The sequence below is a fragment of the Microseira sp. BLCC-F43 genome (genome assembly GCF_041929235.1).
Classification (GTDB): domain Bacteria; phylum Cyanobacteriota; class Cyanobacteriia; order Cyanobacteriales; family Aerosakkonemataceae; genus Microseira.
The window spans coordinates 1-25,010 of the sequence record NZ_JBHFNP010000091.1; the positions used below are offsets into that span (position 1 = coordinate 1).

General features: G+C 45.2%; 19 protein-coding genes. 9 read left to right on the top strand and 10 right to left on the bottom strand.

Annotated features, from left to right (window positions below):
• Positions 1-374 precede the first annotated feature (374 nt).
• The 5 genes from ACE1CM_RS13945 (at position 375) to ACE1CM_RS13965 (ending at position 5,590) form a co-directional block, all read left to right on the top strand.
• Positions 375-1,634, top strand: a complete 1,260-nt coding sequence (locus tag ACE1CM_RS13945) for an RNA-guided endonuclease InsQ/TnpB family protein (RefSeq protein WP_374878125.1) — start codon at positions 375-377, stop codon at positions 1,632-1,634.
• Positions 1,635-1,769: 135 nt separating this feature from the next.
• Positions 1,770-2,648 carry a glycosyltransferase family 2 protein gene (locus ACE1CM_RS13950; protein WP_374878126.1) on the top strand — a complete coding sequence of 293 codons (879 nt, stop codon included), beginning with the start codon at positions 1,770-1,772 and terminating at the stop codon, positions 2,646-2,648.
• Between the two features lie 21 nt (positions 2,649-2,669).
• Complete coding sequence (locus ACE1CM_RS13955) at positions 2,670-3,557, top strand: class I SAM-dependent methyltransferase (RefSeq protein ID WP_374878127.1); 888 nt, start codon at positions 2,670-2,672, stop codon at positions 3,555-3,557.
• Between the two features lie 57 nt (positions 3,558-3,614).
• On the top strand, positions 3,615-4,598 hold the full coding sequence (locus tag ACE1CM_RS13960; protein WP_374878128.1) for a glycosyltransferase: 984 nt from the start codon (positions 3,615-3,617) through the stop codon (positions 4,596-4,598).
• Between the two features lie 5 nt (positions 4,599-4,603).
• Positions 4,604-5,590, top strand: coding sequence for a glycosyltransferase (locus ACE1CM_RS13965; protein ID WP_374878129.1), 987 nt, complete (start codon positions 4,604-4,606; stop codon positions 5,588-5,590).
• A gap of 204 nt (positions 5,591-5,794) precedes the next feature.
• Here the strand turns inward: ACE1CM_RS13965 and ACE1CM_RS13970 are convergent, their stop codons facing one another.
• From ACE1CM_RS13970 to clpB, 5 genes are all read right to left on the bottom strand, one after another.
• Positions 5,795-6,964 carry a glycosyltransferase family 4 protein gene (locus ACE1CM_RS13970; protein WP_374878130.1) on the bottom strand — a complete coding sequence of 390 codons (1,170 nt, stop codon included), beginning with the start codon at positions 6,962-6,964 and terminating at the stop codon, positions 5,795-5,797.
• Complete coding sequence (locus ACE1CM_RS13975; protein WP_374878131.1) at positions 6,961-8,127, bottom strand: glycosyltransferase family 4 protein; 1,167 nt, start codon at positions 8,125-8,127, stop codon at positions 6,961-6,963. Before ACE1CM_RS13975 ends, ACE1CM_RS13970 begins: the two co-directional genes overlap by 4 nt.
• Positions 8,124-9,152 (bottom strand): hormogonium polysaccharide biosynthesis glycosyltransferase HpsE, encoded by a 1,029-nt coding sequence (gene hpsE, locus ACE1CM_RS13980; RefSeq protein WP_374878132.1) that lies wholly within the window; start codon positions 9,150-9,152, stop codon positions 8,124-8,126. The genes ACE1CM_RS13975 and hpsE (ACE1CM_RS13980) overlap by 4 nt, the downstream gene beginning before the upstream one ends.
• 19 nt (positions 9,153-9,171) lie before the next feature.
• Positions 9,172-10,140: a hormogonium polysaccharide biosynthesis glycosyltransferase HpsE gene (gene hpsE, locus ACE1CM_RS13985; RefSeq protein WP_374878133.1), complete on the bottom strand. Its 969-nt coding sequence runs from the start codon at positions 10,138-10,140 to the stop codon at positions 9,172-9,174.
• 212 nt (positions 10,141-10,352) lie between these two features.
• Positions 10,353-13,019 (bottom strand): ATP-dependent chaperone ClpB, encoded by a 2,667-nt coding sequence (clpB, locus tag ACE1CM_RS13990; RefSeq protein WP_374878134.1) that lies wholly within the window; start codon positions 13,017-13,019, stop codon positions 10,353-10,355.
• A 797-nt stretch (positions 13,020-13,816) separates the two neighbouring features.
• Between clpB and ACE1CM_RS13995 the strand changes: the two genes are divergently transcribed.
• The gene (locus tag ACE1CM_RS13995; protein WP_374878135.1) at positions 13,817-14,620 is read left to right on the top strand and encodes a choice-of-anchor W domain-containing protein; all 804 of its coding nucleotides are present in this window, start codon (positions 13,817-13,819) and stop codon (positions 14,618-14,620) included.
• A gap of 205 nt (positions 14,621-14,825) precedes the next feature.
• Here the strand turns inward: ACE1CM_RS13995 and gloA are convergent, their stop codons facing one another.
• Positions 14,826-15,266 (bottom strand): lactoylglutathione lyase, encoded by a 441-nt coding sequence (gene gloA, locus ACE1CM_RS14000; RefSeq protein ID WP_374878136.1) that lies wholly within the window; start codon positions 15,264-15,266, stop codon positions 14,826-14,828.
• A gap of 440 nt (positions 15,267-15,706) precedes the next feature.
• On the opposite strand from gloA, the gene eno reads away from it, so the two are divergent.
• Positions 15,707-16,996: a phosphopyruvate hydratase gene (gene eno, locus ACE1CM_RS14005; RefSeq protein WP_374878137.1), complete on the top strand. Its 1,290-nt coding sequence runs from the start codon at positions 15,707-15,709 to the stop codon at positions 16,994-16,996.
• A gap of 84 nt (positions 16,997-17,080) precedes the next feature.
• On the opposite strand, the gene argC is transcribed toward eno, so the two are convergent.
• Positions 17,081-18,139 (bottom strand): N-acetyl-gamma-glutamyl-phosphate reductase, encoded by a 1,059-nt coding sequence (gene argC / locus ACE1CM_RS14010; RefSeq protein ID WP_374878138.1) that lies wholly within the window; start codon positions 18,137-18,139, stop codon positions 17,081-17,083.
• Positions 18,127-18,738, bottom strand: coding sequence for a hypothetical protein (locus ACE1CM_RS14015; protein ID WP_374878139.1), 612 nt, complete (start codon positions 18,736-18,738; stop codon positions 18,127-18,129). Before ACE1CM_RS14015 ends, argC begins: the two co-directional genes overlap by 13 nt.
• A 205-nt stretch (positions 18,739-18,943) precedes the next feature.
• Here ACE1CM_RS14015 and ribBA point away from each other — a divergent pair, with 205 nt between their 5' ends.
• Together ribBA and ACE1CM_RS14025 are read left to right on the top strand one after the other, a co-directional pair.
• A complete protein-coding gene (gene ribBA, locus ACE1CM_RS14020) occupies positions 18,944-20,626 on the top strand; it encodes a bifunctional 3,4-dihydroxy-2-butanone-4-phosphate synthase/GTP cyclohydrolase II (protein WP_374878140.1) in 1,683 nt (560 codons plus the stop codon).
• 374 nt (positions 20,627-21,000) lie between these two features.
• Entirely contained in the window at positions 21,001-22,551 is a 1,551-nt protein-coding gene (locus ACE1CM_RS14025) for a tetratricopeptide repeat protein (protein ID WP_374878141.1), read from the top strand.
• A gap of 143 nt (positions 22,552-22,694) precedes the next feature.
• Here ACE1CM_RS14025 and ACE1CM_RS14030 read toward each other — a convergent pair whose 3' ends face one another.
• Positions 22,695-22,958, bottom strand: coding sequence for a hypothetical protein (locus tag ACE1CM_RS14030; protein ID WP_374878142.1), 264 nt, complete (start codon positions 22,956-22,958; stop codon positions 22,695-22,697).
• Between the two features lie 374 nt (positions 22,959-23,332).
• On the bottom strand, positions 23,333-24,679 hold the full coding sequence (miaB, locus tag ACE1CM_RS14035; RefSeq protein ID WP_374878143.1) for a tRNA (N6-isopentenyl adenosine(37)-C2)-methylthiotransferase MiaB: 1,347 nt from the start codon (positions 24,677-24,679) through the stop codon (positions 23,333-23,335).
• Between the last annotated feature and the right edge of the window lie 331 nt (positions 24,680-25,010).

Genomic DNA, 25,010 nt, shown 5'->3' on the forward strand with positions numbered 1-25,010 from the left:
AATTATAATCTACTGGCTTTGACCTAGATGATAATATTGATTAATCTTAACTAATATTGACGGCAGATAAATCTGCTCGTGTCGCGTTTGGGCCCCGCAATGAATTGACGGGGCTACCACGCTCCCGTAATTTTTAGGTGTCAAGACTAAGAACGCTCACTTCATCCTCGACGATACTGGAAACCCGGTTTCTTTGCGTAGTCCCGCTCCTTTATCAAAAAGTGGGGGTTTGGGGGAGCTATAATACCCCCACTAAACCTTCGGTTTAGTGGTGGGATACATGGACTCCCCCAAGCGAGACGATTCCCCTCGACGGGGATGATGCGAGCATTTACTAGCTTGACTTCTTCCAGTAAATGTGGTAGAGTTAGTTCATGCTAACACTAAACTACCGCTATCGAATCTATCCTGACACCACTCAACAACAGACTTTGGTTGAATGGATGGAAACTTGCCGCATTGCATACAACTACGCGCTGCGGGAAATTAAAGATTGGTGCGATAGTCGTAAGTGTTTAGTGGATAGATGCTCAATTGAACGAGAATACATCCTTGCTGCCGACTTAAAATTTCCCACAGAGGTCAATCAACTTAACTCTTTGCCAGCAGCTAAGAAAGAATTCCCACGTTTAGGGGAAGTACCTTCTCAAGTTTTGCAGCAAGCGATTAAGCAGTTGCACCGTGGTTGGGAGTACTTTCAAGAACGTGGTTTTGGCTTTCCTCGATTTAAGAAGTACGGGCAGTTTAACTCTTTACTGTTTCCTCAGTTTAAGGAAAACCCCGTAACGGGAATTCACGTTAAATTACCTAAGCTCGGAGTAATACCGATCAACTTGCATCGTCCCATGCCAGATGGTTTTGTGGTCAAGCAAGTAAGGGTTATCAGGAAAGCCGATAGGTGGTATGCCTCGATCTACTTGCAGTTAGATGTTAACGTTCCGAGCGCAGTACCACAAGGTCATCCGATAGGTGTGGACATCGGATTAGAAAAGTTTTTGGCTACAAGTGAAGGAGAAATCGTAAGACCACCTAAGTTTTTTAAGCAGAAGCAAAGCGAGTTGAAATTACTGCAACGCCGACTGAGTAGAAAACAGAAGAGGTCAAAGAATTACGAAAAAGCCCGTATTAGAGTAGCTCGACTTCACCACGAAATCGACAACACTCGCAAAGACTTTCATTTTAAGCAAGCTCATAAGCTGTGCGATGCTGGGGACATGATTTTCATGGAAGATCTGGACTACCGCATTAGCGCGAAAGGTATGCTTGGCAAACATATGTTAGACGGAGCTTTTGGACAATTTCGTACTATTGTCCAATACGTCAGTTGGAAGCGAGGTAAGTTTTTTGCTGTTGTCGATGCTAGAGGGACTAGCCAACTATGCCCTGAATGTGGGGCTGAAGTTAGGAAAGATTTGACAATGCGAGTACATAGCTGTGGGAATTGTGGATATACAACGGATAGAGATGTTGCTAGCGGTCAAGTCATCAGAAATCGGGGCATTGCCTTAATTAGTACCGCTGGGCTAGCGGGAAAGGAAACTGCCTATGCAGCCGATCTACCGGGGGTTGAGGTAACTCAATCTAGGCAAGTGGCGAAATCCCGTAAGGGAGTAACTAGGAAATCCTCAAAGTGATTTGGGGAAGCCCCCACCATAATCTTTGATTTGGTGGGGGAGGATGTCACTCTGGCATCAGCTACCAGAACTTATACTGGTGTCGTCCCTACTGCTGGGGGTTAATATATAAACTAAACTGCTCAAAGCCTGATTATGACTGCCGTCACTCCTGAAGTATCGGTACTGATTCCAACTTACAATCGCAAGCACTTTATAGGCAAGGCGATTGAGAGCGTCTTGAATCAAACCTATCGAGATTATGAGTTAATTATCGTTGATGATGGTTCAACGGATGGAACCTATGAGTGGATTGCGGCGACTTATCCCAGTATTCGCCTAGCACGTTGGGAAGTCAATCGCGGCGCCACGGTTGTGATTAACGAAGGTATCCGCCTGACGCGGGGTGAATTTGTTGCTTTTTTAGACTCGGACGATCAATGGAAACCGAATTATTTAGAAGAACAAGTTAAAGCTTTAAAAGCCAATCCCGATGCCGTTACCGCTTATTGCAATTACACAGAAATTAAACAAGATGGTTCTCAGGTCGATCTCAATCTAAAGCCGATGAAAATGTATCCCAATATGACGCACTTGCTGTTGATGGATAATGTCATCCACAGCATGTCATTGGTGGTCGTTCGTCGCGAAGCTTTAGTCAAAGCAGGTGGGGTGAACGAAAAGCTAAAAATTAGTTACGACCGAGAGTTACAATTGCGGATGCTTTATTTGGGCAAAATCGTTCACGTGCCTCAAACCTTGATGATTAAAGTCATGCATGATGGTAATTTAGTGGGAAATTACTGGCGCTGGTCTAAAGAAGTTTTAATGGTGCTTGATATCTTTTTTGCCGATGAACGCAGCCAACCTTACAAACACTTGAAGGCAGAAGCAAAAAGTCGTTGGAGTCTCAAGTTAGCCAAATTGGTTTGGAAACAAAAGCCGGATATTCTGTTTTGCTCGCAAATGATAGTCAGGTCGTTTTTGTTTGCGCCAATGCGGACTATTAAGCGGGTGTCGAAACAGTTTAACTAAGTAAAGAAAGGAAAGAAAGCGATGGAAATAACTATTCCTTTGACATTTGCCGAACTGGTGAATGAAATTGTCAAATTCACCGAACTACCCAGAGAAGAAGTAGAGCATAGAGTGTGGATGGAAGCTATAGATAAAGGCTGGAATATCCAGCAAGACCTCAATAGGTTTCAAGTCACTCCTCACTATTACAATGACAAGATGGAACAGCTGTATCGTGAAAGCTATGGGATGTTATTTGAAAATTTAGTATATTGGGCGAAGCCGAATCGCCAGGGTTGGACAGAATCTGCACTAAAGCGACTGAAATTATATGCAAAAAACCATAACTTGAAGCACGAAGAATTAAAGATATTAATGCATGGTGACGGAACGGGAAATGACTCTTTATATTTGGCTAAAAATGGCTTTAAAGTAGATTACTACGATCTCCCCGGTAGCCGCACGTTTGATTTCGCTATGAAACGGTTTGAATTTTATGAATTATTAGATAAGTCTATTGACGCTATAACTGATTATAATTCATGTCCAATGGGTCAATACGATGGGGTGATTTCATTTGAAGTTCTGGAGCATCTTAACGCTCCGGTGGCGGCAATTAGAGATATTTATTCTAGGTTAAAGATGGGAGGAATTGCGCTGATTACAGAAGCATTTGGTAGGGTTGATAACATTCATCCAACTCACTTAGCAACGAATGCTAAATATGATGGTACTACAGCTTTTATGTTCTTCAAGCAGGGGCTGGTATTGTCTTGGTACGATCGAACGTATTGGTTTAAACCGATGGAATTTGTTAAGTTAGAAAAAGTCTCACCACTAAGGTTGAATAGGCTGCTGAGAGATGGAGTTATAAGAGGCAAGTATCTTGGGGCTATTGGGCGAGAAATGAAGCAGATGTTTCGCCGGTAAATACCAGGATAGGGGCAAGAGAAAAGTAAGCGAACGCATCTACCAACATATTGATATATGCCGCAAATTTCAGTAATTTTGCCAGTTTACAACGGCGAAAAAACAATCCGAGAGACGATTGAGTCTATCCTCAAACAAACTTTCTCAGACTTTGAGTTAATAGTAATAAATGATGGATCAAAAGACTCAACCTTAGAAATTGTCAAGAGTTTTCCAGATTCTCGTATAAAAGTTTTTTCCTACCCCAACGCCGGACAACCAGCGAGTCGCAACCGAGGAATTAGTCGCGCAGAAGGTGAATATATTTCGTTTATCGATGCAGACGATCTGTGGACACCTGATAAACTAGAAGCTCAATTTAAAGCCTTACAAAATAATCCTCAAGCGGCGGTGGCTTACAGTTGGAGTAACATGATTGATGAATCAGGCAAATTTTTACGGGAAGGTGCTTACCTGAGTTACGAAGGTGATGTTTTAACAGAACTGTTGTTATCTAACTTTTTGGAAAATGGTTCTAATCCTTTAATTCGCGCTGCTGCTTTGAGAGAAGTAGGCAATTTTGACGAGTCCCTCAGCAATGCTCACGATTGGGATATGTGGTTGCGGTTAGCTGCTCGGTATCATTTTGTCGCCGTATCATCAATCCAAATTTTATATCGAGTTTCTTCTACCTCGATGTCTTCTAATGTTTTGGGTATGCAAAAATCGAGCTTGCGGGTGATTGAACGCGCTTACGCTCAAGCACCTGAATCGATACAACATTTCAAGCGGATTACCATTGCAAACTCTCACAAATACCTAATTTTTAAAGCTCTCGAAGGTGTTCCAAATCCCAAAAAAGGTTTAGCCGCAGCCTGGTTTCTTTGGTATGCAGTTAGAAACGACCCAGTTTTACTGCGCCGTCGCATCTTCTGGAAAGTATTGTTTCATATTGGTTTGGTGGTTTCATTACCACCTCAAATGGCTAAAAATGTATTATCTAAAATGCAGCGATTCGGCAATTTAAATACTTTGTTTACATCTATTCAAACCCACCCATAACCAGTATGCCAGTTATTTCTGTAGTGATTCCCGTTTACAACGGTGAAAAAACCATTAAACAAACTATAGAATCCGTATTAAATCAAACTTTCACAGATTTTGAATTAATTATCATTAACGATGGCTCGCAAGACGGTACTTTAGATATTATTTCTAAAATCCAAGATGAGCGAATCAAAGTGTTTTCTTACCCAAATGCTGGGGTAAACGTTAGCCGCAATCGAGGATTTAAACTTGCTGCTGGCGAGTTTATTACCTTTCTCGATGATGATGACCTCTGGACACCTGATAAGTTAGAAGCTCAATACAAAGCATTGCTAAATAATCCCCAAGCTGGGGTTGCTATTAGTTGGACTGATTGGATTGATGAATCGGGTAAAATTATCGGTCGAGGTGGCTACGTTTCTTGGGAAGGCGATGCTTTAGCAAGAATGTTGTTAAATGATTTTGTGGAAAGTGGTTCTAATGCTTTAATTCGCAAGCAAGCTTTGATCGAAGTCGGTGGTTTTGACGAATCGCTCACCCACGCAGAAGATTGGGATATGTGGCTGCGATTGGCTGCTCGCTATCATTACACGACTGTACCAAAGGTGCAAATTTTATACCGAATAGCGGCAAATTCAGTTTCTTCTAATGTCGTCAAAATGGAACAAGGTAGCTTGCAAGTTCTTGAGCGCGCTTACGCCAACGCTCCCGAATCGATTCAACACTTAAAACAGGTAAGTTTAGCTAATCGCTACAAATACCTGACTTACAAAGCTTTAGAAGGCGCTCCAGTACGATACAAAGGTTTATTAGCGCTACGATTTCTTTGGTTGGCGATTCAATACGATCCGGTTTTGCTCCAGAGGCGAATTATATGGAAAGTATTATTTAGAATTGCGATTGTAGTTCTTTTTCCGTCGCCACAGGCTCAAGTATTGCTAAATAAATTTAAGCAACTATCGAGCGCGAATACTTTGTTGACTCTTCTGCAAGTAAACCTGGTTTGATTCAGAATCCCGGTTTCTTGAACAATACCTTCGCCAAAATCCGACACCCTTAAGGGTGCGGCTATACAAACAAAGCCCGCCTGCGCGGGCTGTAAGGATTTGAGCCCGCTACGCCTTGCTTTGCTTGTGTAGCCCCAGGCTTTAGCCTGGGGGATCTTGGCGTTTAAAAAAATTGGCGCAGGTATTCTTGAAGAAACCGGGATTCTAAAGCAATTCCAGCAATAAGTTTTTAACGGTTTTACCAGCAACATCCCAGTTTAAGCGAGACTGATACTCGTTAAATGATGATAGCGCTAGTTGCTTGTATTCGTTGTAGTTAGTCATCAGGGAAGCAATATAGTTACAATATTCTGAAACGTTTGCTTCTAATGAAAAAGTTTTTCCGTTGACATTATCTTTAATAATAGTTGGAATACCGCCAACATTAGTGGCTAAGCAAGGAACTCCAAAGGAATTGGCTTCGCAAAATACAATTCCGTAGCACTCGGCTTGCGAAGGTAAGATTAAAAAATGCGATTCTGCTAATAACTGATTAATTTTTTGTTCGCCTTCTGGGGTGGATTTACTGATAAATCCCAAGAATTTAACAAAGCTAGGTAAGGGTTCATCTGTGGTAGGAGGTGGGGAACCAACTACGGTCAATTCAGTATTGAAACCCATTTTATTTAACTCTTTTGCCACCTCCAGGGCTACATTTCCTCCTTTCCTAATCCAATCAAAACCTAAAAATAATAACTTACAAGGGCTGGATGTTCTCGCATCAACAATATTGCGAATATCATCGATGTTTCGGTTGCATTCTATATTGGCTCCAGCGGGAACAACTTTGACTTTTGAGGGGGCGATTCCGTAATTTTTAATAGCTGTTTGAGCCGCCCAATCCGACCAATATATGATTAATTCGCATCGATTTAAGGCGGCTTTTTCTAAAGCGTATATATTGCGCTTTGTTTCATTACACAGATTGCTCAAATATGGATATACGTCAATTAATCCTATCAAGGCGGAGTCTGTCCACAAAACAATTGGTTGCTTGCATTCGAGATAGGCAATTGGGACTGCATTTTCTGGACAAAGCACTATGTCTGAATTAAATTTAGGCAATTTTTGGGAAATTTGAGCGGCGTAATCTCTCAGTACTAATGGTTCAGACCAGCGATAGTAGTCTTTTTTGAGCAAATACCGATAAAAACTCCACTTAGCTTTAGTCACGGGAGAAACTTTTTTCTTGAAAGAGCTAAGATAGTCAATGGTGACAGATTGTTTTTCTAAAGCTTGCGCTAGGTAATAACCTGCACCGCAAAGTCCTACTTGATATTTAGGCCAATTTGAACTGTTCAAAACATCGTAAGTTGTAACGTAAGCTAATTTCATATAATTTCGTTCAAAATATTTTTAACTTTTTTACCAGCTACAGTCCAGTTTAAGCGGGTTTGGTACTCGTTAAATGATGAAATAGCGAGTTTTTCATAGTCTCGATAGTTGTTCATTAAATTAAAAATGTAAGTGCAGTAATCGGCAATACTGGCAGTTAATGGAAAAGTTTTGCCATTCAAATTATCTTTAATAATACTGGGTATTCCCCCGACATCTGTTGCTAAACAAGGGAGTGCAAAAGAATTGGCTTCGCAAAAAACATGTCCGTAGCATTCTGCTTGTGAAGGTAAGATCAGAAAATGGGATTCTGCTAGCAAATGATTGAGTTTTTCAATTCCTTCTTTTTTAGATTTATCGATAAATCCTAAATATTTGACAAAGTTGGGTGTTGGTTCGTTAGCAATCGGTTGACAACCAACTATTGTTAATTCTGTATCCAATCCTGCTTTGTTTAATTCTTTTGCGACTTCCAGGGCAATTTTGCCGCCTTTTCTTACCCAATCAACGCCAATAAATAGTAATTTACATGGATTTTTTGGTCTGGTTTTGACTATATTATTTATATCCTCGATGGTTCTGTTACATTCTATATTGGCTCCAAAAGGAACTATATTAATTTTGGCTGGGTCAACTTGATAGGTTTCAATAGCTTTTTTAGCCATCCAGTCTGATGAAAATATAACTTTAGTACATTTATTCAAAGTTAGCCTATCCATTTCCCTCAAATGTTGGCTAGTTTCTTGGCAGAGATTCATGTAATCGACATAATAATTTATCAAGCCTGTATAGAGAGTATCTACCCATAATATGAGAGAGCGTTCCCATTCAAGATAAGCGATAAAATTTATATCAGGAGAAACCACTACATCTGCATTAATATTAGATAGTTTTCTTTCTATCTGACGCGCATAATCTTTATTAAAAATCGGGTCTGACCAAGGGTGGTAAGTTTGCTTTAAAACTTGATTGTATAAACGCGATTTAATTTTAGGTAACAGGGCATCTTTTTTAGTTAAAGGCCCCAAATAGTGAAGCGTTGTCAGTTCATCTTCTAGGGATTTAGCCATGTAATAACATCTTCCCCAATGACCTATTTGATGCCTCTGCCAATTATTTTGATTGCTATTAATATCGAATTCGGTAATGTAAGCTATGTTCATTTTTTTAGCGCTTCTCTCAATTCATATAACTTGATAAAAGGACTGTAAACCTGACCTATCATGCACTCTAATTCACAAGCTTTGCCAAAATCTTTGGCAATAATCTCTTTGTGTCGTAGGTAATAATTTACAACTTTTAAGCTATCCCGCAACGTATAAAATGGTGTTAATAATAGTATGAAAGGTCGTTGCCAAGGATAATATCGAGCTAGGCGGGTTAGATGAATGGAAAAACCATAGCCACGAGCAAGTTTAAGCAGATAATCTTTTTCTAAGCGATGGGGGGGAATGTGATGCCATATTTCCATTTTGGGATTGTGCCACACTTCCCACTTGCTGTTTTGAATGTAAAACATCATTTCTGCATCTTCACCAGCAGCCATTGTTTTTTCATCTCTCCCAGCTATTAAGAGTTTTTCTGGCGGCGGTATAGTTTCTTCCCACGTTTTTTTTCTGATAACTACTCCGGGTGCTGGAGGAACTCGACGAGGTTTATCGGAGCGTTTGTAACAAAATGCTGTTTTTCCCCGATTGAAAATTGTTAAATATCCTTTTACTTGCTCGAAGTAAGGGGGTGGATTTTCGTCGAGTTTGGCATGAATAATGCCTCCATATGCGCCTACTTGAGGGTTTTCTTTACCAAAGCGAAAAGCTTCGGCTACCCAGTTTTCTGCGGGTAGATTATCGTCATCTAAAAAACCTATTAGGTCGTTACTTTGTGCTGACTCTACGGCTTTAATGCGAGCGTAGAAAACGCCTTGTTTGGGTTCAAATATGTATCTTAACTGACTATCTTTGCGCCAGTTTTGTGCGTAGCCAGCGACTACTTCTGCGGTGCGATCGCTGCTATTATTGTCCACCACCACTACTTCCCACTCAATCGCTTCTGTACCAACTTGCTTTTGCAGTTGGTCTAATACTTCTGGGATGCGCTCTGCACCGTTATAAGTACAAATAGTTACGGTAAAATGCACCTGACTTGCCATCGATTCTATAGGCTTCAGGCTAACACAAGCTTTTGACAAGGGCAAGCTACCTTCCTAACTATTTTTGACCGTATTTGTTCCAGATGTAAAAAGGACTGACGAGACAGCCTAGATAAAGCTGCATTTCGCAAGCTACTACTAAATCGTCGCGAATTGCTGCATTATACTTCAACAGATGAACTATTATTTTTCGCACATCGTTGAGCAAATAAATCAGCAAAGCCAAGGGTCGCTGAAAAGGTTTGACGCTAAGCATTCGCGTGTGATAGCGCGCCAGCCCCGTGTTGCGGCATAATTTCAGCAGATAATCTTTTTCTAGGCGCTCGCGGGGAATGCGATGATCGACGTACATTTTGGGATTATACCAAAGTTCCCATCCAGCTTTTTGAATATATAAAACTGCTTCTAAATCTTCTCCTCTTTGGATTGTTTTATCATTGCCTTTTGGGCCAAGAAGCAGGTTTGTGGGAACGTTTTCCATCCAGGCTTGCTTGCGTACAACTAATCCGGCTCCGGGTGGTAGTATTTTTTTATTAGGTTCGTATATGCAAGGTTGCGTGCCTCTATCTGTCAGTGCCAATAATGGCGCAATTCTTTCAAAGTTTTTTGGGGGAGTTACTTCAAATTCACCTTTAATTTTACTCCCGTAAGCACCGACGCGATCGCGTTCCATTCCAAAGGCGTAAGCTTGTTCTACCCAGTCTGGTGCTGGTAAATTGTCGTCGTCGATAAATCCGACAAATTTGCCTTTGGCTTCTTCTACGGCGCGTTTTCTGGCGAAGCATAGTCCTTTTTGAGGCTCAAAGCAATATCTTAGAGTATGACTTAAAGGCCAGTTTTTTTGATATTCTTCAACTACTTTTTTGGTTTGGTCGGTGCTGTTATTGTCAATCACAATAACTTCCCAAGCGATGTGTTCTGCATTAATTTGCTTGAGCAGTTTATCCAACACTTCTGGTAAACGCCTTTCCCCGTTGTAGGTAGGAATAGCTACGGTAAAGTCTATGCAGGTTGGTTGGGGTTTCATAAAATTTCCTAGCAACGGCATCCCGATTTCTCCGGGCTCCCTCTTTTTAGAGTATGCCCACATTTACTGAGAAACCTTACACAGATTTGATTAATTTTACAAATACTCTCAGGCTGATTTTTCCATCTGCACCCCACAAGAGAGGCGGGTTTTGCATCAATGGTTTTTTCACAAATTTTTCACAACCCGCCTCTTGCACTTTTGCTGCAATTTTACCGTTCTACAGCTTGAATTGCCGCTGATAAGCCCAAGTTCGGTTTTTTATTAAACATTAAGGCGTTATCAGCGTAATCGATGAAAATGGTATCGCCGGGAACAAAGGCGTTTTCTAAGATTTTAGTCGCGATCGCATTCTCCAATTCTCGCTGTATTGCCCGCTTGAGCGGACGCGCGCCGTACACTGGATCGTACCCCGCTTCGACGATATGATCGGCAGCCGCCTGGGAGATTTCCACACCGATTTTTTGGTCTGCGAGTAATTTCCGCAGGCGTTGCAGTTGAATTGCCACAATTTGCCGCAATTCGCCGCGCCCCAAGGCGTGGAAGATGATAGTATCGTCAACGCGGTTGAGGAATTCGGGACGGAATTGCTTTCTGAGGGCGTCCATCACTTGTTTCCGCATGATTTCGTAACGATTATCGTCTCCGGCGAATTCTAGGATGCGATCGCTTCCTATATTACTCGTCATTACAATTACCGTATTGCGAAAATCTACGGTTCTGCCCTGGGAATCGGTAATCCGTCCGTCATCCAGCACTTGTAACAAAATATTAAACACATCGGGATGCGCCTTTTCCACCTCATCGAGCAATACTACTGAATAAGGACGGCGGCGAATCGCTTCCGAAAGTTGTCCGCCTTCTTCGTAACCTACGTATCCTGGAGGTGCGCCGACTAACCGCGAAACCGAGTGTTTCTCCATATATTCCGACATGTCGAGGCGCACGAGGGCGTCTTCGGCGTCGAATAAAGAATGGGCTAAAGCGCGGGCTAATTCGGTTTTGCCGACTCCTGTGGGTCCCATGAACAAAAATGAGCCTATTGGGCGTCCGGGGTCTTTCATGCCCGCCCTAGCGCGGCGTATCGCCGCCGCAACGGCTGATACGGCTTCATGCTGTCCCACAACTCGCTGATGGAGTTGAGCTTCGAGTTGGAGTAATTTTTGCCGTTCTGACTCTAATAGTCGGTTAACGGGAATTCCCGTCCATTTACCCACAATTTCGGCGATATCTTCTTCGGTTACTTGTTCGCGCAACAGGGAGGAACCTTGGGAGTGCAGCTTGAGGAGTTCGGTTTCTTTTGCTTCGCGATCGCGCTGCAAGGTTTCCAATTTGCCGTATTTTAATTGTGCCGCCTTGTTGAGGTCGTAAGCCCGTTCCGCTTGTTCGATTAAGACGCGCAGTTGGTCTTCTTCTTCTTTCATGGCATTAATAGCTTCTAACAGCTGTTTTTCCCCTTGCCATTGGGAGTTCAGTTCCAACTGTTTGTTGTGTAACTGTTTCATTTCAGCTTGAATCCGTTCCAAGCGTTCCGCCGAAGTGCGGAAAGTTCCCGTCACCGCGCCGAGACGGTTTCCTTCGCCTTCGAGGGAGAGTTTTTCCATTTCCAGCTGCATTAAGCGGCGTTCGAGGGTTTCCAACTCTTCTGGTTTTGAGGTTATTTCCATTTTCAACTTGGCGGCTGCTTCGTCTACCAAGTCGATCGCTTTATCTGGTAAAAATCGATCTGAAATATAGCGATCGCTTAGGGTCGCCGCCGCGACTAACGCCGAGTCGGTAATTTTGACTCCGTGGTGGACTTCGTAGCGTTCTTTAATTCCGCGCAGAATTGAGATGGTATCTTCGACGTTGGGTTGATCGATGAAAACTTGTTGAAAGCGCCGCTCTAGAGCCGCATCTTTTTCGATAAATTTGCGGTATTCATCGAGAGTTGTGGCGCCGATACAGCGCAATTCTCCGCGCGCCAGCATTGGTTTGAGTAAATTGGAAGCATCCATGCCGCTTTGAGATCCGGTTCCCGCACCGACGACGGTATGGAGTTCGTCGATAAATAGGACAATTTGACCTTCCGAGTGGATTACTTCCCGCAAAACGGCGCGGAGGCGGTCTTCAAATTCGCCGCGATATTTTGCTCCGGCGACAATGCTACCCATATCGAGGGAGATCAGACGGCGGTTTTTGAGGGATTCCGGAACGTCGCCGTTGACGATACGCTGGGCTAAACCTTCTGCGATCGCAGTCTTCCCCACCCCCGGTTCTCCAATCAGCACGGGGTTGTTTTTCGTCCTTCTGGATAGCACTTGGATGGCGCGGCGAATCTCGTCATCGCGCCCAATTACAGGGTCGAGTTTACCTGCTTTTGCTTGTTCGGTGAGGTCCCGTCCGTATTTTTCCAGTGCTTCGTAGCGCGACTCTGGGTTTTGATTGGTGACTTTTTGCGAACCGCGAACTGCTTTTATTGTCGCTTCTAGTTTTTGAGCATCGACATCGAACCCGCGCAGTAAGCGGCGTCCCATCCGTTCGTCTTCGGCGAGGGCGAGTAACATGTGTTCGACGGAGATATAACCATCCCCCCAATTTTCCCGCAATGCTTCCGCCCGATCGAGCATTACATCTAAACTGCGTCCCAAATATAACTGGTCGCTTTTGGGTACTCTGGGTTGAGTTCGCATGAATGCTTCGATTTGCTGCGTCATGCGATCGCTATCTACGCCTAATCGTCCCAGAATGCGCTGCGCCAGACCATCTTGTTCAACGAGAGCGATCGCCAAATGCTCTACTTCCAGCTGCTGCTGCTGGTAGCGCCGCGCTACGTCTTGCGATTTTACTATTGCGTCCCAGGCTTTATCAGTAAACTTATTAGAGTCCGTTGGCTGCATTGGTTAAAAAGCTCTTTTGTATAATTATCCGGTATTTCAGCAACTGCTGTGATTTTACCTATGGTATTGCCTTCCCCGGCTGTTTGTTGTCAGTCTGAGGAAGAGGGAGCATTTCCCTCCTTTTGACGGAAAGCTTCCTGCTTCAACCTTTGGATGACGGCATCAACAGTCCCCAGGCGTAAATTCCCCGCTTGCCGCACGTACAACGGTTCGTCTCTTCTATTTTATTAATTCTCGCTCTTTACCGAACGCGCCGATGCTCTATGTAAATCCGCCCCCAACAACGGGGAAGTCCGTCCGCAACGCACTTTTGCTCCACCTGATCCCGGATTTTTGCGGATGCACCAGTCTGTTGCTGCTACTTTGGGTTTTGTAATTTTGACTGTAATTTCGCTTAATTGAGCAATTTTTTGGCTGATTTTCTGCGTAATTTAGCCTTTTTATCGGCTGTAATTACGCAAATCAACCGGGTTTCTCTGATAAATCCTTGATTTTTCAACCAGAGATCTATGAAGAAACCCGGTTTCTGATATATTCGCTTCAACTTCCTAGAGCTTATTTAAATCTTTGTTAAAAATCGTTTGTCTCTACCCCTTCTACCCAATTGTAAAGGTTATTCTTGGTATAGCTGGTTTGGATTTTATATTTATCATTCTGCCTGCTGCAAATATTTCTCACATAATTTTCACAAATTACCAACGTATGCAGAAAGGATAAATCGGGTGAGATGAATCACATCAACCGGCTTCGCCACCAGTAAAAATCAACTAAAATACTAGCCAATCAACCGAGCAAAAATGAAGCGCATCAGTCAAGACTTATTCGCATTAGCAGTCACTACCCTGGGATTAGTTTCATTACCTGCAACTGCCAATGCATTTACAATCAGATATGCCCCCGAATACACAGATAGCCAATTTGAATCTTTAATTTCTAGCGGCGACTATTGGGAGGAGTTTGTCGTTCAAAGCCAAATAGGCAACAACGCAGTTCAAGGTCAAAATCCTTGGAGTGGAGACAAGGAACTGCATATCTTTGATGCAGTTTATTCAAACAATTCTGCGCCATTCACCCGCAGCTTACCCGGTGTTGCTTCCAGCGATTATGGATTCACCAGCGGTCAAGCGGTAGATTTCATCCTGCAAGTAACTGGTTCGCAAGTCACCTATACTGTTGGCAATAGAGTGTTAACCAGTTCTAGTTTTACCGCTCCTTTTACAGATTTGTTTTTGCGGACGAGAGCGGATAACGGCAGCATGTTGATCGGCGATTTGAGACTAAACGGTCAATCGCTCAATGGATTAGAATCTAACAGTGCCGACACGTTAAAATATATCATGATCGGCGGATTGACGGGTGACTTCACCCTGTCTGGTAAATCGACGATGACGTTTACCCAGGCTCCTTTTGCTGAAGCTACAAGGGGCGCACGAGTTGCGTATCAAATTAAAGCAGGTCGTTTAAGCGATCGGGGGCGCGCAGATATATTTGGTCAAACTCCTTCTACAAGCGTACCCGAACCAAGTACGATTGCTGCCCTATTAGTCACAGGTGCTGTAGTTGCAGCTTCTAATCAGAAGAAAAAATCAGTTAACCAATAAATTGTAGGGGCACGGCAACCCATCGTTAGGACTGACGCGGGGACGCTCCTGATGCGGGGACGCGGAGAGAATTAATTTCAGGGTGAAAAGCTGGAACTCATATTAGGCGTAAAAATCAGCACTTATCTACGCCGTGCCCCTACAGATCTTGGTTCAAAAACCCGGTTTGTTTAGGGGTTTTTGAACGGGGAAAAACAAACAGGTATTATTTGCTAGCCACTGTTTCTGGTTGGGATTCGCTGCTGGTGGGAGCAGAACCTTGAGTACCGAGTTGAATCAATTCAACTTTATATCCATTGGGGTCTTCGACAAAAGCGATTACCGTTGAACCGTGTTTCATTGGTCCCGGTTCCCGTACTACTTTACCGCCACGAGCTTTAATTTCTTCACAGGTGGTGTAAATATCATCGACACCAAGGGCAATGTGACCGTAGGCGTTACCGAGATCGTACCGCTCGACGCCCCAGTTGTAGGTTAATTCGATGACGGTGTGGTCGGACTCATCGCCGTATCCGACAAAAGCGAGGGTAAATTTCCCATCTGGATAGTCTTTTTGGCGAAGCAACTTCATGCCCAAAACGTCGCAGTAGAACTTTAGCGACTCTTGCAGGTTACCGACGCGCAGCATGGTGTGTAGCATTCGCATGGTACGCAACTCCGAATTTTTTAACTTTTATTCATTTTAGGGCGATCGCTAATTGGTCTAGGCCATCACCAAAGTTTCTTGCTGCTATCTCTGGTTCCAAAGCCACGATTTTTCCGAGAAACAAAGGTGATTTGCCTCAGAAACCGGGTTTATTCGTAGATCTCTGGTTCCAAGTCGCAGATTTTTCCGAGAAACAAAGGTGATTTGTTCAAGAAACCGGGTTTCTGCTGAGAAGATTTTTCCCAGAAACCCGGTTTCTTGGCGTCACTCCTCTACCCATTACCTATTACCCATTACCCAAATCAGTAGAGATGTTTAATCTCAGGGGGAAGGGGCGGTTAAACCCCTATGCTTAACAATCGATCTGATTGCTCCGATAATTATCGGCAGTCCTGAATGCAAGCGGCGCGCGATCGCTTCCCTACACGAGGTTATACGCCATGACTGATACCCTAAATACTGCCATCGATCACATTCAAGCGCGGGAAATTCTCGATTCCCGCGGGCGTCCTACGGTGGAAGCAGAAGTCTACCTAGCCAACGGCATTGCCGGAATTGCCCAAGTCCCCAGCGGCGCTTCTACCGGCACGTTTGAAGCTCACGAACTGCGCGATGGGGATAAAAGCCGTTACGGCGGTAAAGGCGTCCTCACGGCGGTGCAGAACGTCAACGACAAAATTGCCCCCGAACTACTCGATCTCGATGCCCTCAACCAAGAACTCCTCGACCGCACGATGATCGAGTTAGACGGTTCCCCAAATAAATCCAATCTGGGAGCCAATGCGATTCTAGCGGTTTCCCTCGCCGCCGCGAAAGCGAGTGCCGCCGCGTTGACGATCCCGCTGTACCGCTACTTGGGCGGGCCTTTGTCAAACCTGTTACCCGTTCCCTTGATGAACGTGATCAATGGCGGCGCCCACGCAGCTAACAACGTTGATTTTCAAGAATTCATGATCGTCCCGGTGGGTGCGCCTTCGTTCCGGGAAGCGCTGCGCTGGGGGGCGGAAGTATTCGCCACCCTCAGCAAGGTGTTGGATGATAAAGGTTTGCTGACTGGTGTCGGCGATGAAGGCGGTTTTGCGCCCAATCTAGCGTCGAATCAGGTGGCTTTGGATTTGCTGGTAGCTGCAATTGAAAAAGCAGGCTATAAACCAGGGGAAGAAGTCGCCCTGGCGCTGGATGTCGCCGCGAGCGAATTCTATAAACAGGGTCAATATGTTTATGATGGTTCAGCCCACGCCCCAGAAGAGTTTATCGAGTATTTGGGGACGTTGGTAGGGCAATATCCCATTGTTTCGATTGAAGATGGGTTGCACGAGGAAGATTGGCAACACTGGACGCTGCTAACCGATAAAATCGGTTCCCGCGTTCAATTGGTAGGCGATGACTTGTTTGTTACCAACCCCACGCGGTTACAAAAAGGCATCGAGACAAAAGCCGGAAACGCGATTTTGATTAAGCTCAATCAAATTGGCTCGTTAAGCGAAACCCTACAAACCATCGACCTAGCAACGCGCAACGGCTATCGTTCTGTTATCAGCCATCGTTCCGGCGAAACCGAAGATACCACGATTGCCGACCTGGCGGTGGCGACTCGTGCCGGTCAAATCAAAACGGGTTCCTTGTGTCGCAGCGAACGAGTTGCTAAATACAACCGCCTGCTGCGAATTGAAGAAGAATTGGGCGACCAAGCGGTTTATGCCGGTGCAGTTGGGTTAGGACCGAAGTAGGCGAATTGCCGATTCCAGATTGCAGATTGCAGATTTAATTCAATTTGAAATCTGCAATCTGAAATCTAAAATACCCTCCCCCGATTAAGGATAAAAGCCGAACTGGGGCAATCCCAGAGTTTCTTCCCAACCCATCATCAGGTTTAAACACTGGATGGCTTGACCGGATTGACCTTTGATTAAGTTATCAATTGCTGACATGACGATGATCCGTCCTGTACGGGCGTCAACTTCGACTCCTATGTAACAATTGTTAGTTCCGCACGCCCACTTGGTTTGGGGATAAACTCCGCTCGACAGGACTTTGACCCAAGGAGATGCTCGGTAAAATGCAGTATAAATTGTAACTAAGTCTTCGCGCACCAGACCGGGATCGCGGAGGGTGGCGTAAACGGTTGCCAAAATACCGCGCACCATCGGGATCAGGTGGGGTGTAAATTGTACCGTGACTTCGTGTCCGGCTAAATCGCTACAAATTTGCTCGATTTCCGGGGTATGGCGGTGACGCCCGACGTTATAAGCGCCCAAAGAGTTGTCGGCTTCGGCAAGCAGTAGGTTGATTTTGCCTTGACGTCCGCCGCCCGATGTGCCGGATTTAGCATCGATAATCGCGGTGTCCGGGACGATTAAACCTTGTTTGAGCAGGGGGGAAAGCGCCAACAAGCTGGCGGTGGGGTAGCAACCGGGACATCCAATCAGCTTGGATTGGGCGATGCGATCGCGGTACAATTCCGGTAAGCCGTATACAGCAGTGGATGCTACTTCGCGGTCATGGCGATCGCCTCCGTACCAAGTGGTATAAGTATTCAAATCGGTAAAGCGATAGTCTGCCGAAAGATCCAATACCTTGCATCCTTTAGCCAACAGTTCCGGAGCGATCTGATAGGCTAACCCATTCGGCAGGGAAAGAAACACCGCTTGAGTGCGAGCCGCAATTTTTTCTAAATCAATTGGCTCGACGATCAGATCGACCAGATTTCCCAGGTGGGGGTAAAGATCGGAAAATGGTTTTCCAGCACTGCTTTCACCGCCTAAGTAAACCAATTCCACCCTGGGATGATCCATCAACAGCCTTACCAGCTGCACTCCCCCATAACCCGACGCGCCGATAATTCCAACTGGAACGCGCCCTAAATCACCCATAACACTTGACCCTTGTAAACTTGTGGTTCAAAATAGTTAAACTTTTGCTGCATTGTAGTACTAAAAGCACGGTTTGGCTTGGGAACTACAATTAGTATTAAGGCAACTGCGCTCCCTGGCATTTTCACGGTAGACAACATTGTTGCTTGCCAGAGGTGGTGGCGTTGGTCACCAGACTTGCCTTCCGGGCGATTCTTGGAGCGATAGCTAAGCGCATCCGCGCCGCTGCGCGAACGCTTCACGCCCAGTCGTTCGTAGTAGGCGCTTGGGCGCCGTCGTTCGTAGTAGGGGCATGGGCTAGAAACGGTTTTGATTTCGATCAAAAGTTTGTAGAATGCCGTGCCCGTAGTTGCGATCGCTGCAACGTTTGGGGTGGAGAGATCGCAAGTCAACAATCCATAGTACAAGGTGCTTGGACTTGTAGACGAACCTTGGGGAACAAACTCAAGAATTGCCCAGTAGCATTTATGCCGAATATCCCTGTCCGTTATGCACTTGTTGCTTACTTCCAAACTGGATTGTCGGGCAATATCGTAGTCATAATTAGTTGGTAGGGAGTTCTCCTTGTCTGGTTCATCACCAACAGGTTTTGATCGCACCCGTTCAAGGTGCCTAGAGACAAGGTAGGGTGGGATGAGGCAGCTAAAAACGGGCAACCTTTCCCTGCTCTAAGCAAGGAAATGTCACCAAGAGCAGCAATCCCCATCGGCTTTCCTACACTAATACAAAGTTAGAGGTTTGCACCTGTCTAACTTGAGGGAAAGCTTTAAAAAAAACTTAAAATTTATTGACTGGAACTAATCTGTGGAATCGCCGCAAAACTTGTCCGATCGATCTTTTCAGTTTGACTCAATTGACTGCGCGCTGGCAGAAATTAAGGCGGGTCGAGCGATCGTGGTAGTGGATGACGAAGCTCGCGAAAACGAAGGCGACTTGATCTGCGCGGCTCAGTTCGCTACCCCCGACGTGATTAATTTTATGGCGGTAAATGCGCGGGGGTTAATTTGTCTGGCGATGACGGGTGAACGCCTGGATGAATTAGACCTGCCGTTGATGGTCACCAACAATACCGACAGCAATCAAACTGCTTTCACAGTCAGCATCGATGCTGGTCCTCAGTTGGGGGTAACGACGGGCATTTCGGCAGAAGACCGCGCGCGCACGATCCAAGTCGCGATTAACCCCACCACGCGCCCAGAAGATTTGCGTCGCCCCGGTCACATCTTCCCAGTGCGCGCTAGAGATGGAGGCGTGCTTAAACGCGCGGGTCATACGGAAGCAGCAGTTGACCTAGCTCAACTGGCTGGGTTATACCCGGCTGGGGTAATCTGCGAAATTCAGAACCCCGACGGCTCGATGGCGCGGTTACCCCAGTTAATCGAATACGCCCAAACTCACCAACTCAAAATTATCAGCATCGCGGATTTAATTAGCTATCGCCTCCAGCACGAACGGTTTGTCTGTCGCGAGACGGTGGCGGCTTTACCTACCGAGTTCGGTAATTTCCAAATTTACGCCTACCGCAATACCTTGGACAATTCCGAACACGTCGCGATTGTTAAGGGTGACCCCGCCCAGTTTCAAAATCAGCCGGTGTTGGTGCGGATGCACTCGGAATGTCTGACGGGGGATGCTTTGGGTTCCCTGCGTTGCGACTGTCGGATGCAGCTGCTATCGGCACTCAATACAATCGAGAAAGCCCGGATGGGGGTTGTGGTTTACCTGCGACAAGAAGGCAGGGGTATCGGCTTGATTAATAAGTTGAAAGCCTATTCTTTGCAGGATATGGGGCTGGATACGGTGGAAGCTAACGAACGGCTGGGTTTCCCAGCAGATTTGCGGAATTACGGCGTGGGGGCGCAAATTCTCACGGATCTGGGAATTCACAAAATTCGCCTGATTACCAATAATCCCCGCAAAATTGCCGGGGTGAAGGGCTACGGTTTGGAAGTGGTGGAACGAGTACCGCTACTGATCGAGGCCAATACCTATAATTCGATCTATCTGGCGACCAAGGCGAAGAAGCTGGGTCACATGCTGTTGCAGACTTATCTGGTGACGGTGGCGGTAGGTTGGGTGGATGAAGACCAGTCGATCGCTCAACGCTACGAGAGGTTGGAAAAAGTGCGCCATTTGGCGGCGCAGTTCCACTTGCTGTTGCAGGAAGAAGCGCGTAGCGTCGCGATCGCTCTATTCGGTCAATCTTCCCTCACGTTCCATTTGGGCTTCGATCAACCGAATTTGGCAACCCCCGACTGGTATCGCCAACCAAACCATCCTTACCTGCAAGCGATCGCTCGCTTACTCGACCACCTCGTGAGTTGGTCCGATCTCCACCACCTGGAATTCCTCGTTTCCCCCGGTGTTGACCCCCTCACCAGCTTGCAGGTACAACTGGATCGTCAAACATTCCCGATCGATCGGTTACCTTCCTCGGTTTGCGATCGCCTGGAAACTCAGAAAATCTATATTTTCTCCCGGACATAGGGCATAAAGCCTGGGGCATCTGTAATATTTATTACTATCCATGCCCCATCATTACTTTTTTGTAAAGACAAACAAAATTAGATTTAAAGATTAAGTAAAGCGTGAGAAATTAAGTGATTCTTCTGCGAAGATAGACAGTGTATTCACCGAGGAGCTACCAACAGATCGAGCTAAGTGTCCAGATAATCACCCTGAATCGTTAACGCAAGACTCAGAACCTCGCCACCCTGCTCGGTGAAAATTCTGCTGTAAGAGTATACGCCAAAATTGCGTGCTTCAGCTTTAACCCACTCGCAGATACTGTGGCTTGGGTAATTTCTCAAAACAACAAGCATCTGCTCTACAAACTATTACTTCATCAGGAACGGCTTACTATGATTGTTAAAAAATTATTAAAGCAAGACGCAGAAAAAAATTTGCCAGGTGACTACCAGGAAGAAGAAAAGATGACTATTGAGCAATGTTTGAGCCAAGGAACGGAAAGAGCTAGAGAAGGAAACTATCAAGAATCTATTGAATACTTCGATCAAGTATTGCAAATAGAGCCAAAATGTGCAAAAGGTTACTACAATCGGGGACTAGCACGGCATGAATTAGGCGACTATCAAGCAGCGATTGAAGACTTTAACCAAGCGCTGGAAATAGATCCGCAATATGCAGTTGCTTACAACAGTAGGGGAAATGCGCTGCGCGCTATAGGAGAGCAACTCGAAGCAATTTGCCATTTTAACCAAGCTTTACAGCTGGAGCCAGAGTTTATTCAAGCTTACATCAACCGGGGGATGCTGCACTTTGAGTTGGGAGATCATCAGCTAGCGATCGCAGACTTTAACCAAGTTTTACAGCTCGATCCTCACATAGCTGAAGCTTACCTGAGTCGCGGTATTGCCAGGTTTAAATTGGGGGATAAAGAAGGAGCAATTGCCGATTACAAACAAGCTATAAAAATTAATCCTTCCTTAGCAGAAGCTTACAACAATTTAGGAATGGCTCGCTTTGAATTAGGCGATAAACAAGGAGCGATTGAAGATTTTAGTCAGGCGATAAAAATCGATCCGTACTTAGTGGAAGCTTACAATAATCGCGCTCTGGTTCGCTTTCACTTAGGCGAAAATAATGCGGCGGTTGAAGATTACGAAAAAGCCTTAGAAATTAACTCCAAATTGACAGATGTTTACTACAACCGCGCTTTTGCCCGCTATAAACTAGGCAAAAAGCAAGAAGCAGTTGAAGATTATAACCATATGCTGGAAATCGATCCCGTCGATGCCGAAGCTTACAATAACCGGGGGAATCTTTACGCGGTGATGGGAGATAGTCAGGGAGCGATTGAAAATTACACCCAGGCGCTCTCTATCAATCCTAAAAAAGCGAATGCCTACTATAACCGAGGTTTGGTTTACTATTACCGGGGAGACTTACAAAGCGCAATTGAAGATTTTAATCGAGCATTGGAACACAATCCCAACCACGCAGCTACCTATAATAACCGGGGACTTGCCTACAGAAACCAAGGAAAAATTCAGCAAGCTTTGGCAGATTTTAACCAAGCATTGCGGATAGATACTAATTTAGCCGAAGCTTATGTTAGCCGGGGTTTGCTGCGATCGGAATTGGGAGATAAAGAAGGAGGAATTAACGACTTTAACCAATCTTTGCAGCTAAATCCCAACGATGCCAGAACTTATAATAACCGGGGATTTATTCGCTACAGATTGGGAGATATTCGCCAAGCTGTTGAAGATTTTAACCATGCTTTGCAACTCGATCCTAATCTGAGTTCGGCTTATATTAACCGGGGATTGGCTCGTTTTGCACTAGGTGATAAACTGGGAGCGATTGAGGATGTGGATCTGGGATTGCAAATTGCGCCGCTGCACCATCGGGATCGAGATGATTACGAGCAAAAACTTTTGGTTGGCTAGTCAGTATTAGGGTTGAATGGCACTTACTTTAGGGAGGCTTCGCCGAGGCGGAGCCTCTGGAATCTAGTTCCCAGGCTGAGCCTGGGAACTAGGATAGGAGCCTGGGAGGCTGATCCTGGGAACTAGGAGACTAGGATCTCGCTTTAACTAACAGGAGGCACAGAATCCAAGACGGTTGTTAACAGACTCAAAAACCTGTTACCAAAGATAGCAGATAATGTGGCACAAAACGCTGCCAATCCGACTGCGAGCGCCACAATCTGTATTGTTGTCAGCGATAAAGTAGATACCGATATACAAAATAAGGGAATCAGTGAAAAAACCAGTCCCAGAGCAGCACCCAAAAAAAACTGAGTCGCAATATCAGTCCACGTGCGTTGTTTAGAGTCACTATTTTGAGATTGCATAGTTGAAATTTCCTCTAGTTGTCAATATCAGGATCGTGGCATAGTGCTTTTACGGACGATGTGAGGTTGAAAGTGAGGATTTCCTCACTCTACTATGGCTAGATTTCAGCGCGTATAAGGTTGTTCTGTTACAAGTCCAGACACAATCCGATAATGCTTGAGGTTGAAAGTGCAGAGTGTGGCACCTCGTCCAACAGCACAAGCAGCAATTAGAGCATCAAGCAACGCTAAGCTGTGTGACAGATGATAGTTTGTAAAATTAGACAGGGCGCGATCGCAGTAGTCATTTCTACTTTCCTGTCTGAACTTTGACTTTGAATTAATGTTAGTAGGGCACCACCTACAGATGGTGCCCTACACTGCGTTAACGCACCCTACAAATTAATCGCTTCTCCGGTTAAGCTAAATGCACGAACTTCGGTAATTTTTACCTTGACTAATTTACCTTTTAGTGCATTTATGTTTCCGGTGAAGAATGCAAGGCGATTTCCTCTGGTTCTTCCCATGACTTGGGTAGGATCTTTGGGGTTTTGGTCTTCCACGAGGACTTCTTCGATGCGGTTTTGGTAGCGTTGCGATCGCTCTGCTGCTTTAATACTCACTAGATGATTCAATCGCTGCAATCGGTCGGCTTTTACTTCCTCGCTTAACTGATTTTCCCACAGTGCGGCGGGCGTACCGGGACGAGGAGAATAAGCGGCGGTATTTAATAGGTCAAAACCAATCTCTTCAACTAATTTCAGCGTATTTTCAAATTGTTCTTCCGTCTCTCCGGGAAACCCAACAATTGCATCGCCACTAATTGCCGCATCTGGCATATACTCGCGAATTTTATCGATTATGCGGCGATATTTTTCCTGAGTATATCCCCGCGCCATTGCTTTAAGAATATCGTTATCTCCCGACTGGAAAGGAATGTGGAAATGCTCGCAAACTTTGGGCAATTCCGCACAAGCTTTTATCAATCTTTCGGTAAAATAACGCGGGTGACTGGTAGCAAAACGAATCCGTTCGATTCCCGGTACATCGTGGACGTAGTAAAGTAAATCCGTCAGGGTATGCAGGTGGCGTCCTTCGGGAGTAACTCCGGGTAAATCTCTGCCGTAGGCGTCGATATTTTGCCCTAATAATGTTACTTCTTTATATCCTTGACGCCCGATTTCTGCCATTTCGGCGCGAATTGCTTCCGGCGTGCGAGATTGTTCTACGCCTCGGACATTGGGAACTACACAATAAGTGCAGCGTTCGTTGCAACCATATATTACATTCACCCAAGCCGTGACTTTACTATCGCGGCGCGGCTTGGTAATATCTTCCATGATATGGACGGGTTCGGTGGCAACAATTTGATTGCCTTCAAATACCTGTTCCAATAAATCTTGCAATCGGTTAGCGTGTTGCGGCCCCATTACTAAGTCTAATTCTGGGACGCGCCGCAGTAAAGCTTCGCCTTCTTGTTGCGCGACACATCCGGCGACAATTAAAGTTAAGTCGGGTTGTTCGTGTTTGCGCTTGGCTTGTCTGCCTAGATAAGAATAGACCTTTTGTTCGGCATTATCGCGGATGGTGCAGGTGTTGTAGAGAATTACATCTGCATCGTTGGGGTCTTCTGAGAACGCAAAGCCCATATCTTCTAGTATGCCAGCCATGCGTTCCGAGTCGGCTTTGTTCATTTGACAGCCGAAGGTGGTGATGTGATAGCGACGAGGAGAGGTGGTCATGGTTGGCGATATGAGGACAATATCTATGTTACCGCGCAGCGTTCGTAGTAGGCGCTTTAGCGCCTACTACGAACTTCTTTAAGAAACCCGGTTTCTCAGAGAGGCGTTATGCTTGAGTCGCGGGATGAATGCGTTGCTGAGAATGAAATGTTAGAGCTTGCCAATTTCTACAACAATCTCGCCATTATTCAATAGACTTCTCCAACAAAGAAACTCTCCCGCGAGCGCTCCCATATTATAATGGAATTTTGCCCTGACATGAGCCAACTTCGGGAATATATAGAAAAACATCCCTCAGAGACCCAAAGATTATTGGGGCTTGACTATGAGC